Origin of the sequence: Candidatus Halobonum tyrrellensis G22, from assembly GCF_000495475.1 — an archaeon.
GTDB classification, from domain to species: domain Archaea; phylum Halobacteriota; class Halobacteria; order Halobacteriales; family Haloferacaceae; genus Halobonum; species Halobonum tyrrellense.
Genome location: NZ_ASGZ01000013.1, coordinates 129,996 through 144,113, shown reverse-complemented (window position 1 = coordinate 144,113; position 14,118 = coordinate 129,996). Strand labels below are relative to the sequence as shown.

Annotated in this window: 10 protein-coding genes; 5 read left to right on the top strand and 5 right to left on the bottom strand. The window is 70.6% G+C overall.

Annotation, left to right across the window (positions count from 1 at the left end; genetic code table 11):
* The first annotated feature begins 117 nt into the window (after window positions 1-117).
* The gene (locus K933_RS04980; RefSeq protein WP_023393595.1) at window positions 118-1,287 is read left to right on the top strand and encodes a mandelate racemase/muconate lactonizing enzyme family protein; all 1,170 of its coding nucleotides are present in this window, start codon (window positions 118-120) and stop codon (window positions 1,285-1,287) included.
* Window positions 1,288-1,403: 116 nt separating this feature from the next.
* On the opposite strand, the gene K933_RS04975 is transcribed toward K933_RS04980, so the two are convergent.
* Window positions 1,404-2,171 (bottom strand): IclR family transcriptional regulator, encoded by a 768-nt coding sequence (locus K933_RS04975; RefSeq protein WP_023393594.1) that lies wholly within the window; start codon window positions 2,169-2,171, stop codon window positions 1,404-1,406.
* 147 nt (window positions 2,172-2,318) lie between these two features.
* On the opposite strand from K933_RS04975, the gene K933_RS04970 reads away from it, so the two are divergent.
* Together K933_RS04970 and K933_RS04965 are read left to right on the top strand one after the other, a co-directional pair.
* On the top strand, window positions 2,319-3,437 hold the full coding sequence (locus K933_RS04970) for a M24 family metallopeptidase (RefSeq protein WP_023393593.1): 1,119 nt from the start codon (window positions 2,319-2,321) through the stop codon (window positions 3,435-3,437).
* Between the two features lie 106 nt (window positions 3,438-3,543).
* Window positions 3,544-5,817, top strand: a complete 2,274-nt coding sequence (locus tag K933_RS04965; protein WP_023393592.1) for an alpha-L-arabinofuranosidase C-terminal domain-containing protein — start codon at window positions 3,544-3,546, stop codon at window positions 5,815-5,817.
* A 74-nt stretch (window positions 5,818-5,891) separates the two neighbouring features.
* On the opposite strand, the gene K933_RS04960 is transcribed toward K933_RS04965, so the two are convergent.
* Window positions 5,892-8,159, bottom strand: coding sequence for an NADP-dependent malic enzyme (locus K933_RS04960; RefSeq protein ID WP_023393591.1), 2,268 nt, complete (start codon window positions 8,157-8,159; stop codon window positions 5,892-5,894).
* Between the two features lie 158 nt (window positions 8,160-8,317).
* Window positions 8,318-9,082 carry an NAD-dependent epimerase/dehydratase family protein gene (locus K933_RS04955; RefSeq protein WP_023393590.1) on the bottom strand — a complete coding sequence of 255 codons (765 nt, stop codon included), beginning with the start codon at window positions 9,080-9,082 and terminating at the stop codon, window positions 8,318-8,320.
* 937 nt (window positions 9,083-10,019) lie between these two features.
* Between K933_RS04955 and gcvPA the strand changes: the two genes are divergently transcribed.
* Together gcvPA and gcvPB are read left to right on the top strand one after the other, a co-directional pair.
* Complete coding sequence (gene gcvPA / locus K933_RS04950) at window positions 10,020-11,351, top strand: aminomethyl-transferring glycine dehydrogenase subunit GcvPA (protein ID WP_023393589.1); 1,332 nt, start codon at window positions 10,020-10,022, stop codon at window positions 11,349-11,351.
* A gap of 168 nt (window positions 11,352-11,519) precedes the next feature.
* Window positions 11,520-12,959 carry an aminomethyl-transferring glycine dehydrogenase subunit GcvPB gene (gene gcvPB / locus K933_RS04945; RefSeq protein WP_023393588.1) on the top strand — a complete coding sequence of 480 codons (1,440 nt, stop codon included), beginning with the start codon at window positions 11,520-11,522 and terminating at the stop codon, window positions 12,957-12,959.
* A 37-nt stretch (window positions 12,960-12,996) separates the two neighbouring features.
* Here gcvPB and K933_RS04940 read toward each other — a convergent pair whose 3' ends face one another.
* Window positions 12,997-13,431 carry a universal stress protein gene (locus tag K933_RS04940; protein WP_023393587.1) on the bottom strand — a complete coding sequence of 145 codons (435 nt, stop codon included), beginning with the start codon at window positions 13,429-13,431 and terminating at the stop codon, window positions 12,997-12,999.
* A 109-nt stretch (window positions 13,432-13,540) separates the two neighbouring features.
* Entirely contained in the window at window positions 13,541-14,086 is a 546-nt protein-coding gene (locus tag K933_RS04935) for an iron transporter (protein WP_023393586.1), read from the bottom strand.
* Between the last annotated feature and the right edge of the window lie 32 nt (window positions 14,087-14,118).

Genomic DNA, 14,118 nt, shown 5'->3' with positions numbered 1-14,118 from the left:
GGGCCGCGTCACACCCGTGCACGCGGGGTTCACCCCCTCAGGACGGCCGTCCCCGTCGAATCGCCGGTCGTCGAATCCCGATAGATTTAATGCCGCCGTGGAACCCCTTCCCGGTAGATGTCCGACGTAAGTATCACCGGCGTCGAGACGTACATGGTCGCGAACCCCTGGAAACCGTGGGTGTTCGTGGAGTTGGAGACCGACGCGGGGGTGACCGGCCTCGCGGAGGCGACGACACACGACAAGCCCCGGACGGTGGCCGCGGCGATCCAGGAGATGTCGGATTACTTCATCGGGAAGGACCCGTTCAACACCGAACAGATCTGGCTGGAGATGTACCGCGACGAGTGGTTCTCGAAGGAGGTCATCAACACGACCGTCTGTTCGGCGGTGGACATGGCGTGTTGGGACATCAAGGGCAAGGTGCTCGACGAACCCGTCTACGAACTGCTCGGCGGGAAGGTCCACGGCGACCGCCTCCGCACGTACGCGAACGGCTGGTACACCGACACCGGCGGCACCCCCGAGGGGTTCGCCGAGGCGGCCGAGCGCGTCGTCGACGACGGCTACGACGCGATGAAGTTCGACCCGTTCGGCACCGCCTGGCAGTCGATGACGAAGAAGGAGAAGAACCACTCGGTCGACATCGTGCGCGCGGTCCGCGAGGCGGTCGGCCCGGACGTCGACCTGCTGATCGAGTGTCACGGTCGCTTCTCGGCGGGGCAGGCGGTCGACATCGCGCGGAAACTCGACGAGTTCGAGCCGACCTGGTTCGAGGAGCCGTGCCCGCCGGACTCGATCAACAGCCTCGCCGAGGTGTCGCGGCGGTCGCCCATCCCGGTCGCGACGGGCGAGCGTCACATGACCAAACACGACTTCTTCGAACTCGTCACCCGGACGGAGATCGACGTGTTCCAGCCCGACCTGATGAACACGGGCGGGATCACCGAGGGGAAGAAGATCGCGGGGCTGGCGGAGGCCGACCACGTCGACATCGCCCCGCACAACCCGCAGGGACCGGTCGCGAGCGCGATCTACGCGCACTTCTGTGCGTCCGTCCCGAACTTCCGGATCCAGGAACTGTTCCAGACGTACGACGTCGACTGGGTCGACGACCTGCTGGTCGACCCGCTCGTCATCGAGGACGGCTTCATGGAGATCCCGGAGGGGCCCGGCTTCGGCATCGAACTCGACCTCGACGTGGTGCGTGAACACGAGTACACCGAAGACCAGGTCCACACGATCAACCTGTTCGAGAAGGGCTGGGAAGGCCGCGAGATGAACTGACCCGACCCGCGCGGTCTACCTTCGCGCCCTCGCCCCTTTGTCCGCCGTCCGTCGCCCTCTCGTCCCTTCGTCCGCCGTCCGTCGTCCCGACCGCGAACCGCCGGCGCGTCGCGTCGCTACTGGTACTTCATGTTGACTTCGATCACGTTCGCGGTCCGCAACACGAGTTCGGGGATGTCGTCGAAGAACCGCTCGTCTTGCATCCCGTTTTTGGGTCCCGAGACGCTGACCGCGCCGATCGGATCGCCGTCGTCGTCGGTGAGCGCCGCGCCGACGCAGTGGACGCCCTTGAGTCGCTCCTCGGTGTCGGTGGCGAACCCCTGTTCGCGGACCGTGTCGAGTTCCTCGAACAGGTCCGCGCGGTCGGTGATCGTGTGCTCCGTGATCCCCGGGAGGCCGTGGTCGTCGACGATCTCCTCGACCCGGTCGTCGGGGAGTTCCGCGAGGATCGCCTTCCCGGCGCTCGTGGTCTGGAGGTTGACCCGCTTGCCGATGTGGGTGTCGAGCCGGAACGTCTCGCGGCCCTTCGCCTTGGCGTAGAAGACGCCGCGGCCGAACTCCTCGATCATGAGGTTGGCGTGCTCGCCCGTCTCGTTCGCCATCTTCTGGAGTTCGGGTTCGGCGGTCCGGTAGAGGTGGTCGTTGTTCCGGCAGTAGCCGCCGATCTCGAGGAACTGGCTGCTGAGGACGTACTCGTCGCCCTCGCGGCGGACGAACTCGTTCTGTTCGAGCGTCCGGAGGTGGTCGAACGCGGTGCTCGTGGGCACGTCGATGTGGTCGGCGACTGCCGACACGCCCGCGGCGTCCAGTTCCCGCAGCGCCTCGATGACGCGGATCGTCGTCTGCGTCGCCCCGACCGGCGCGGACCCCGTTTCGGCTGCCATGATTCGCCGTACCTTGCCGACCTCGACCCATAACCGTTCCGGTAGAGCCGGAAGCGAGGGCGGGGGCCAGGGGGGTCGCGGGCGCCGAGTAGGATGCGGCGGCCGGGGTGGGAAAGCGTTTAGCCGCGAGGCGTCGACCGTCCGGAAGTGACAGCCTTCGAGACGGAGAAACTGGACCGGCTGGACCGCTACTTGGACGACGCGGGGGCGGCGGAGCTGTGGCTGCTCCGGCCGCGCAACGTGAAGTGGCTGACCGGCGGAACCGACACGGTAGTCGAGCGGGGGACGCCGACGGGCGTGGCGGCGCTCGGCTACGACGGCGAGTCGGCCCGCGCCGTCGCGCCGAACAACGAGGCCGACCGCATGCGCGAGGAGGAACTCCCCGAGGGCGTCCCCGTCGAGACGTACACCTGGCACGAGCGGTCGCTCCCCGAGGCGGTCGCGGAGGCGGCGGCCGAGGGCGCGGCCGCCGACGCCGACGTGCCCGGTCTCGGTGTCGCCGACCTCGCGCCGCTACGCCTGCCGCTCACGCCGGGGGACCGCGAGCGACTCGCGGCCGCGAGCGAGGCGACCGCCGACGCCGTCGAGACGGTCGGGCGAAGCGTCGCCGCCGCCGACACCGAGTACGAGACGGCGGGTCGGCTCCGCGAGGAACTCCACGAGCGGGGGCTCGAATCGCCGGTCGTGCTCGTCGGGGGGAGCGACCGCGCCCAGCGACACCGTCACTTCACGCCCCAGGCGGTCGAACTCGGTGCGTACGCGGTCCTCACGGTGGTCGCGGAGACGGCGGGGCTGAACGTGGCCGCCACCCGGACCGTCGCGTTCGACCCGCCCGAGTGGCTCGGCGAGCGACACGCCGCGGCGAGCCGCGTCGCCGCCTCCGCGGTCGGCGCGACCCGCGAGGCGGCCGCGGCGGGCGGTACCGCGGGCGACGTGTTCGACGCCATCGAGGGCGCCTACGACGCGGTCGGGTGGGGCGACCAGCCCGAACGCCACCACCAGGGCGGCGCGATCGGTTTCGAGTCGCGCGAGTGGACCGCGACGCCGGGGGCGGCCGACCCGGTGACCGCGCCGTCGCCGTACGCGTGGAACCCCACCGTCGAGGGGGCGAAGTCGGAGGACACCGTCCTGGTGGGCGCGGACGGTACCGACGGCGGCGACGGCGTCGACGTGCTCACCGACACCGGGGAGTGGCCGACGAGTTCCTACGACGCGGTCGACCGCGAGTTCGCCCTCGACCTGCCGGACGTGCTCGTCCGCGGGTAGTCGTCGGCGGACGACGGGCCGCCGCGTTCGCCCGCCCGGGTCGTCCGTCCGCCCGGTCGCGGCTCACAACCTATTTACTCGGGCTGGTCGATGGACAGGTACGACCGTGACACATCTCCTCACGCACGCGGAGAGCGACGCGGAGTCGCGCGCCACCGTCGAACTCGACCCCTCGCGGGAGGGCGACCCGGTGGCGCCGGAACTGTACGGGAAGTTCGGCGAACACCTCTACTCGTCGTGGAACGTCTCGAACGTGCTCGAAGCGGGCTGTCTGTTCAACCCGACGCTCGCGGCCTGGAAGTTCCAGGAGTACGAGTACGACGTCGACGGCGGCCGCGGCGGCGTCTCCGACCCCGACGAGATAGCCGACCGGGTCGAGACGTACGCCGACACCCACGGCGTCCCCGGCGCCGACCGTCTCGTGAGCGCGTACCGCGACGGGGCGGCGCTGTGGTGGTTCCCGTACGCCGAGACCGGCGGTGACGACGACGGCGGTGACGAGGACCGGGTCCGGACCAGCCCCGACGTGGGGACCGCGGGCGACCGCGCCCAGCGAGTCGAAGTCGACGGCGGAGGCGACCCGGACGGCGACGGCGCGCGCGCGGGCCTCGCGCAGTGGTGTCACCTCCCCGTCGGCCGGACCCGCGGGTTCGAGGGGCGCGTGACGCTCCGCGCGGCCGCCGCGACCGCCCCCGCGTCGGTTCGCCTCGCGCTCCACCCCGTCGACGACGGCGAGTTCGGCGACCCGCTGGCGACCGCCGAGGTGGCGGCGAGCGAGGCGTACGAGACGGTCGACTTCTCGCTCGACTTGCCCGCCGAGGCGGCCGACGCGAGCGAGGAGGGACGGCCGTTCGGGTTCAGCCTCACCGTCGCCGCCGACGCCAACCTGGTGGTCGACCGGGTGCTGCTCCACCCCGACGACCACCACGGGACGACCGACCCCGAGGTGGCGGACACGCTCGCCGAGATGGACCTGTCGGTGCTGCGGTGGCCGGGCGGCAACTTCGCGTCGGGCTACCACTGGCGCGACGGCGTCGGCCCGGTCGAAGCGCGGCCGACGAAGCCGAACCCCGCGTGGGACGCCGTCGAGACCAACCTGTTCGGCACCGACGAGTTCGTGCGGTTCTGCGAGCGGGTGGGCTGTGAGCCGATGATATGCGTCAACGGCGGCGACGGCACCGCCGCGGAGGCCGCGCGGTGGGTGGAGTACTGCAACGGGTCGACGGACACCGAGATGGGCGCGCTCCGCGCCGAACACGGCCACCCGGAGCCGTACGGCGTCGACTACTGGGAGATCGGCAACGAACTGTACGGCGAGTGGCAGAAGACGTGGACGACGCCCGACGGCTACGCCGACCGGTTCAGACGGTACGAGGCGGCGATGGAGGCGGTCGACCCCGACATCGAGGTGTTCGCGTGCGGCAACCGGCTGACCGACTGGAACCAGCCGTTGGTGGAGACCCTCGACGACGGCGACTGGCTCACCGACCACGTGCTCGTGGAGTGTCACGCCGACGTCGACACCGACCCGGTCGAACTGTTCAACGCCCACTCGGGGTTCGCCCGGAAACTGGGCGAGCAGTACCGCGAGGTGGCGGCCGACCTGGCGGCCGCCGGCGTCCCGGGCGTGCGACAGGCGATAACCGAACTCCAACTGTTCACGCGGTTCGATGAGGCCGAGGAGGGCGACGCGGACGGGGCGGACGACGGAAGCGACGCGGACGCGACCGACCGAGACGGGACGGCCGACCCCCCGCTGGAACGGGAGACGCTCCCGACGAACGAGAGCATCACCGAGGCGGTGTTCGACGCCACGGTCGTCCACGAGTGCATCCGGACGGAGGGCGTCGAGATGGTGACCCACTCGGGCGTGGGGAACCACGGCGGCGGCCTCCGGAAGTCCCGCGGGAAGGTGTGGGTCGACCCGTGCTACTACGGCCAGCAGTTGGGCGCGGGGCTGGCGGGCGGGACGCCCGTCGGCGTCGACCTCGCCTGTCCGACGTTCTCGACGGACACCCGGTTCGGCTCGGAGACGAACGACCTGTTCGGCGAACTCGACCCGGTCACCGACGCGCCCGCGGTCGACGCGATGGCGGTGGTCGACGCCGCCGCGGGCGACCTCGCGGTGATGCTGGTCCACTGTGACGCCGGCGCGGACGCCATCGAGGTGACCGTCGAGGCGGGCGACCTGCTGGCCGACGTCGACTGCGTGACCGTCGACCGCCTCGCCGCCGACACGATGTACGAGCGGAACACGTTCGAGGAGCCCGAGCGCGTCACCCCGACGACCAACCGCGCCGTGGTCGACGACGAGGGTCGGCTCACGGTGTCGCTCCCGCCGTACTCGCTGGTCCGGGTCACCGCCGACTGCCCCGAGTGAGGCGGACGCGGACCGTGCGGGGACGCGACTGGTCACGCCGGCGTCGGCGCCCGAACCGCGACGCCGCCCGCCGTCTACAGCGGGTCCGGCGTCTGCGCCTCCGCGACGGCGATGCTCGCGAGGTTGACGATGTCGCGCACCTCGTCGCCCCGCTGGAGCACGTGGACGGGCGCGTCCATCCCCGTGAGGACGGGTCCGACCACGTCGGCGCCGCCGAGGCGGTGGAGGAGTTTGTACGCGATGTTCCCCGCCTCCAGGTTCGGGAACACCAGCACGTTCGCCGGCCCGTCGAGGTCGCAGAAGTCGTAGGTCCCGTCGAACATCGACTCGACGACGGCGGTGTCCGCCTGCATCTCCCCGTCGACCGGGAACTCCACCTCGGGGTCGGCGTGGAGGCGCTCGACCGCCTCCCGGGGTTTGGCGGTCCCCTCGTTGTCGACCGACCCGAAGTTGGAGTACGACAGCAGCGCCGCCCGCGGGTCGACGTCGAACCGGCGCGCGAGCGCCGCGGTCCGTTTCGTCACCTCCGCGAGGACGGCCGCGTCGGGGTCGAGATTGACCGTGGTGTCCGCACAGAACACGACGCGGTCGTCGAACGCGAGCATGTACACGCCGGCGATGTAGTCGACGCCGGGGGCGGTTCCGATCACCTCCAGCGGCGCGTGGAGCGCCGACGCGTAGTTGCGCGTCAGACCGGTGAGCATCGCGTCGGCGTCGCCCGCGTCGACCATCGTGCTCGCGAAGTAGTCGCGGTCGGTCTCGACCAGTTCGGCCGCCTCCGACCGGGTGACGCCCTTCCGCTTGCGCTCGTCGTACAGCCGGTCGGCGTACGCCGCCGAGCGCGGTCCCTTCGGGTCCGCCACGTCGGGGTCGAAGCCGAGTCCGAGCGCGTCGACCCGCGCGCGCACCTCGTCGGGGTCGCCGACCAGCACCGGTTCGGCCAGCCCCTCGTCGTGGACCCGGTAGGCGGCGCGGACCACCTTCTCGTTGGTCCCCTCGGCGAACGCCAGCCGTTTCGGCTCGCGGGACGCCTTCCGGTGGACGATCTGCATCATCGCCCGCGAGGTCCCCAGCCGCGCGCGGAGGTCGTCGGCGTACTCGTCGGGGTCGAGTTCGGTCCGGGCGACGCCCGTCTCCATCGCCGCCTCGGCGACGGCGGGCGCTACCTCGAAGAGGACGCGGGGGTCGAGCGGTTTCGGGATGACGTACTCCGGGCCGAACCGCAGCGGTTGGTCGCCGTACGCTTTGACGACGGCGTCGGGGACGTCCTGTCGGGCGAGGTCGGCGAGCGCTTCGGCGGCGGCGCGTTTCATCTCCTCGTTGATGTCGGTCGCGCGCACGTCGAGTGCGCCCCGGAAGATGAACGGGAAGCCGAGGACGTTGTTCACCTGGTTGGGGTAGTCCGACCGGCCCGTGGCCATGATCACCGTGTCGTCGCGGGCGTTTTTGGCCTCCTCGTAGCCGATCTCGGGGTCGGGGTTCGCCATCGCGAAGATGACGGGGTCGTCGGCCATCGACCGCACCATCTCCGGGCTGACGACGCCGCCGACCGACAGCCCCACCAGCACGTCGGCGCCGTCGACCGCGTCGGCCAGGTCGCCGGGTTCGACCCCCGCGGCGAACGGTTCCGTGCGGTCGGTCAGGTCGTCCCGGTCCGCCGAGAGCACGCCGTCGATGTCGGCCATGGTGACGTTCGCGGGGTCGACCCCCATCGAGACGTAGAACTCCGCGGTCGCCGTCGCGGCCGCGCCCGCCCCCGAGAACGCCACCTCGATGTCGTCGATCGCCTTGTCGGCGATGTCGAGGGCGTTCAGGAGGGCGGCGCCGGAGATGATCGCGGTGCCGTGTTGGTCGTCGTGGAAGACGGGGACGTCCATCTCCTCGCCGAGCCGCGATTCGATCTCGAAACACTCGGGCGCGCCGATGTCCTCCAGGTTGATCCCCCCGAACCCCGGTTCCATCGCGGCGACCGCGGAGACGAACCCGTCGACGTCGTCGGCGTCGAGTTCGAGGTCGAACACGTCGATGTCGGCGAACCGCTTGAACAGGACGCCCTTCCCCTCCATCACCGGCTTCGACGCGGTCGGACCGATGTCGCCGAGACCGAGCACGGCCGACCCGTCCGAGACCACGCCCACGAGGTTCCCCTTGGCCGTGTACTCGTACGCCCGCTCGGTGTCGGCCGCGATGTCGCGACACGGCGCCGCCACCCCCGGCGAGTACGCCAACGACAGGTCGGCCTGGCTGTTCGTGGGCTTCGTCGTCGATATCTCTATCTTCCCGGGCGGGTCGGCCCGGTGATACTCCCGCGCGTCGTCGTCGAGTTCGCTTCCGTCGGACATGGGCTTACTGCCGATTCGTTCTCCACGTCAGAAAATAGCTCTTGCCGTACCCGCGTCCCGCGGGTTACCGTCGATTCGGGTCGGCGTCGCGGTCGGAGGCGGTGGGCGGTGCGATCGAGTGCGGTCGGCGGCCGACACCCGCGACGAGGGACCGTCCGCTACTCCACGACGGTCGCGGAGTTGCCCCGCGGGGCGTAGCCGAGTTCCCGCTGGGTCTCCGTCAACGACAGGTAGCGGTCGTCGTTGGCGGAGATCAGGTTGACCGCGAGCGGGTTGGTGTCGAGCGTCGCCTCCACCGACCGCCGGACGCCCGACCGGCAGTCCTCGGGGCTGAGCCACATCGCGCGGGCGTAGCGGGCGAACGCCTCGTCGTCGTCGTCCTGTCTGTCGCGGAGTTCATCCTCGGTCAGGAGCCAGCCGATGCGGAGGTTGACCACCTCCATCCCGTGGCGGGTCGCGTAGTAGTTGCCGAGCGCCTCCCCCGCCACCTTGCTCACGCCGTAGTAGGAGTCGGGACGGTGGGGAGCGTCCGGGCGGACGGTGTCGGCGTCCTCGCTGAGCGTCTCCGGGCGGTCGACCTCGCCGACGTTGTACATCTGGTGGACGTGGTTGGTGCTCGCGAACACGACCCGGTCGACGTCGTTTTCGAGCGCCGCCTCGTAGACGTTGTACGTCCCGTCGACGTTGACCGGGAGGACGCTCTCCCAGTCGGCCTCCGGCGAGGGGTTGCCCGCGAGGTGGACCACGGCGTCGTGTCCCTCGAACGCGTCGCCGAGGGCGTCGCGGTCCTCGACGTCGAGGACGACGCTGTCGAGTCCGTCGCGGTCGCGGTGGGTGATCGGGGTCACGTCGTGCGCTTCGAGTCCGGACAGGGCGGCGGAGCCGACGCTTCCGGCGGCGCCGGTGAGAGCGATTCGCGCCATACGTCCCCCTCACGCCCGGGGAGGATAAAGGTGGATGAGGCGGACGCGAGCGACCGCCCCCTGTGCGCGGCGGCGGCGTCCGCGCGGCGACTCCCGACCGGTGGCTCGGGTCGCTCTCGACACAACCCCATCCAGCCGACGTAACTGATACGATACTACTCGAAGAAGAACACAGATATCTTATACTCCGAGATCACAGCATCGCTCGCCCACATCCGGGGAGTGCCGGCCCCCGGCGGTCCGGGGAGAGGCGGGTTCCGGACGACCGCCCGGGTCGCCTCCGGTCCACGCCTACGCGGCCGTGAGGTGGCGTCTCGGGCGCCGAACGGCAGTTTCGGCGCCGTCGAGGCTCCCGCCGTCGGCGTTCCGGTCCCGGCGGTTCCGCGGGCGCCGTCGCCGCTCCCGAATCGGGGGTATGGCGACCCGTACGTGCCTTCAAAGCCGTTGATCGAACGAGTGGGAGCCGATTGCCGGGGTCGGATCTCCGCCGTTCCCGCCTCGGACGTGCCGCGGACACCGTTCCGCTCTACGCGGTGTTCGTCAAGCGCACCTATCAAAACACTACATATGATACAGAACGTATCTGTCGGTGCAGTCTAGCCGTCGTCCGTCCCCGTTCGGTTCGCCGGGGAACCGTTCTCGCCGACGCCGTCGACCTCTACGAGGTGAGGTCCTGTACGCCCATAGTCGGCTCGTGGTAGACGCCAACCGGCAAACGTGTATTCTTCTCATAGTCTATATATTCAAGTTCGATACGACCCTCCCCTCCGTCGAACCGCGGGTCGGACGGGCCGCCCTGCGGGACGCCCGGCCCGACCACCGGCCGGTCGGTCCGGGAGCGAACGACTCTTGGTCGCGCCGCGGTAGGCACACCTATGGACAGACGTGGACGCGATTCGGGGGTCGGACCGCACGGACGTGGACGACGAGGGGGACGATGAGCCGGCGGGACGACGGGTCGCCGTTCGCCCCGCACACGCCCGCCGAGACGGCGGCGATGCTCGACGTCGTGGGGGCCGAAACCGAGGCGGACCTGTTCGACGTCCCCGACGAGGTGGCGTTCGACGGCGAGTTCGGGATCCCGACGCGCGACGAGCGAACCGTCGTGACCGACCTCGCGGACACGCTCGGCCGGAACGACGACCTGACCGAGTTCCTCGGCCGCGGCCACTACGGCCACTACGTGCCGGCGGTCGTCGACGACCTCTCGTCGCGCTCGGAGTTCCTCACCAGCTACACCCAGTATCAGCCCGAGATCACCCAGGGGTTCCTCCAGGCGCTGTTCGAGTACCAGTCGATGCTGGTGGACCTGACGGGGCTGCCGGTCGCCAACTGCTCGATGTACGACGCCGCGACCGGGCTGGCGGAGGCGGCGCTGCTCGCCGACCGGGTCCGCGAGACAACCGGGTCGACGCTGTTGGTGCCCGAGGACCTGCGCGACGGCAAGCGCGGCACGCTCGACAACTACGTCGACGGCGCCGGTCTGACGGTCGAGACGTACCCGTACGACGACGCCAACGTCGACGTGGACGCGCTCTCCGAGCGTCTCGACGGCGACGTCTGTCTCGTCTACGCCGAGAACCCCACCGTCACCGGCGCCATCGAGGAGTCGCTCGACGCGGTCGGCGACCTGGCGGCCGACCACGACGCGCTGTTCTGTCTCGGCACCGACCCGGTCGCGCTCGGCCTCCTCCGGGAGCCGGCGGCCGTCGGCGCGGACGTGGTGGTCGGCGAGGCGGGGTCGCTCGGGCTGCCGACGAGCTACGGGATGGGCGTCGGCCTGTTCGCCTGCCGGGAGTCGTACCTCCGGCAGGTGCCCGGGCGGCTGGTCGGCGCGAGCGAGGACGCCGACGGCCGCCGGGCGTTCACGCTCACGCTCCAGACGCGCGAACAGCACATCCGGAAGGAGCGGGCGACCAGCAACATCTGCACCAACCAGGCGTGGGTCGCGCTCCGGGTCGCGATGCACCTCGCGTGGCTCGGCCCCCGCGGGCTGGCGGACCTCGCGGAGGACTGCGTCCGGAACGCCCGCGAGTTGGCCGCGGACCTCGACGACATCGGCGGCGTGACGGCGCCGCTCGCCGACCGCCACCACTTCCGCGAGTTCGTCGTCCGGACCGACCGGCCCGCGCCCGCGGTCGCCGACGACCTCCGGGGTCGGGGGTTCGCGGTCCACACGCTCGACGACCACCGGCTACAGGTGTGCGTGACCGACCTCAACGCCGGGGAGACCGACGAGTTCGTCGACGCGTTCGAGGGGGCCGCATGACCGTCGCCGAACCGCGTTCGGCGCGCACGCTCGACACGGGGGTGGCTCGCGTGAACCACGCCCGGACCGTGATCCGGTCTCCTTCACGCTCGACACGGAGGTGGCTCGCGTGAACCACGTCCGGACCGCGGTCCGGTCTACTTCACGCTCGACACGGGGGTGTCTCGCGTGAACTACGACCAGGCGCGGTACGGCGACGACGAGCGGAACGAGCCGCTGCTGTCGGAGAAGCGGGCGGCCGAGGTGGACCCCGGCGAGGGGTCCGCGCTCCCCGACGAGTTGACGCGCGACTCGCTGGAACTCCCGGCGCCGTCGGAGCCGGAACTCGCGCGCCACTACACCCGGCTGTCGCAGATGAACTGGAGCGTCGACTCCGGGCCGTACCCGCTGGGGTCGTGTACGATGAAGTACAACCCCACGTTCACCGAGACGGTCGCCGCCGACCCGAACGCCGCGGTCCACCCCGACCGCGACCCCGAGACGGTCCAGGGGACGCTCGAACTCCTCTACGGCCTCCAGGAGTACCTCGCGGACATCGGCGGGATGGACGCCGTGACGCTCCAGCCGCCGGCGGGCGCGGCCGGCGAGTTCACCGGCATCACCGTCGCGAAGGCGTACCACGAGCGCAACGGCAACGACCGCTCGGAGGTGATCGTCCCGGCGTCGGCGCACGGCACCAACTTCGCCACCGCCGCGATGGCGGGGTACGACGTGGTCGAACTCCCCTCCGGCGAGGACGGCCGCGTCGACGTGGAGGCGCTGGAGGCGGCGGTTTCGGACGACACCGCGGCGCTGATGCTCACCAACCCCAACACGGTGGGGCTGTTCGAGCGCGACATCGTGGAGATAGCGGATATCGTCCACCGGGCGGGCGGCCTGCTCTACTACGACGGCGCGAACCTCAACGCCTTGCTGGGGCGCGCCCGGCCGGGCGACATGGGGTTCGACATCATGCACTACAACGTCCACAAGACGTTCGCGACGCCCCACGGCGGCGGCGGTCCCGGCGCGGGACCGGTCGGCGTCGTCTCGGAGTTGGCCGAGTTCCTCCCGCGGCCGCGTGTGCGAGAAGCCGACGACGGCGACTACGAACTGTTCGACCCCGCCCGCAGCATCGGGAAGGTCCACGGCTTCGCGGGCAACTGGCTGGTGCTCGTGAAGGCGTACGCGTACATCCACCGCCTCGGCGACGAGGGGTTGCTCGACGCCAGCGCGAAGGCGGTGCTCAACGCCAACTACCTGGCCGAGCGGGTGGCGTTCGACGTGCCGTACGGGCCGTTCCACCACGAGTTCGCGGCGACCGCGGGCGACCGCGACGCCGCGGACGTGGCGAAGGCGATGCTCGACTACGGCGTCCACCCGCCGACGACCAAGTGGCCCGAGATGGTGCCCGAGGCGATGTTGACGGAGCCGACGGAGGCGGAGAGCCGCGCCTCGCTCGACGACCTGGCGGCCGCGTTCAACGCCGCCGCGGCCGACTCCGAGGGGGCGCTGGCGGACGCGCCGCGGAAGACGGCCGCGCGCCGCATCGACCAGACGAGCGCCGCGCGGGACCCGCGGCTGTCGTGGCACGCGCTCGCCGACGCGGGGTCGACGGCCGACGAGTAACGAGTAGGCGCCCGGGTTCCGCCGTTCGGTGCCCGGCTCAGTGGACCACGGTCACGGGCACGGGCGAGCGCCGCACCACCCGTTCGGCGACGCTGCCGAGCAGGAGGCGGTCGAGCCCCGTCCGGCCGCGGCTCCCCATCACCACGCCGTCGACGTCGTTCTCGTCGATGTACTCCAGTATCCCGGTCGCGGGCTGGCCGAGCACCTGGACCGCCTCGACCTCCACGCCCATCTCGCGGACGGAGTCGGCCGTCTCCGTCAGCATGTCGTCGGCCGCCTGCTTGACCGTCTCCTCCAACTCCGAGGAGTAGTAGACGTCGCCCTCCTCCTCGTCGCCCGCGGAGATCCACCGCTCGGGGTTGACGACGTGGAGGAGGACGAAATCCGCGTCCGGGTAGACGTCGAGGGCGTGTTCGAGCGCGGCTGTCGACTGGTCGGAGTCGTCCAACGGAACGAGGATCTGACGGGCCATGCGCGGAGGGTCGTCCTCCGCCACTACGGGCGTTTCGGTCCGCTGGTTCGGCGTCGCGACGCGCGTCCCCGCCGTCGGGGGCGCGACGCCCGGAACAGCCGTGCCGTCGTCAGCCCTGACCGGTCTCGACGTCGACCGACTCGAACGTGACCTCGACCGTCTCGCCGTAGCGGTCGCCGTTCTGCTCGTCGTGGCGCATGAACGTCGGCGGTTCGACCGTGACGTGCAGGTCGTACTCGCCGCTGTCGGGCAGTTCGACGTTCGACCCGTAGTGGTAGACGCCGGGGTGCCAGAGGAACTGGAGGTCGAACGGGCCGTGCTCCTCGCCGTCGCGTTCGAGCGTCGCGCTCACGCCGCAGTCCGGGACGAACCGCTTGTCGCCGGCGTCGGCGACGACGACCTCCAGGTGGCAGTTCTCGTCGTCGGGTTCGACGAACTCGAACTCGCCCTCGTCGACGAGTTCGTACATTCCTTCGGCCTCCTCTTGGGCGTAGCCGACGACGTACTCGCCCGCCTGCTTCTTGCCGCCGTCGTGGGCGACGGTGTTCGCCATGTACGACACCGAGGTCTGGTACGCCTCGCCCTCGGTCTTCGACTGCTGGATCTGGTTCTCGTCGACTTCGTCGCTCGGCTGCTTCTGGGGGTTGTCGGGCATGGTGTGACCGGTAGTTGTGTCTAGCTGACGTA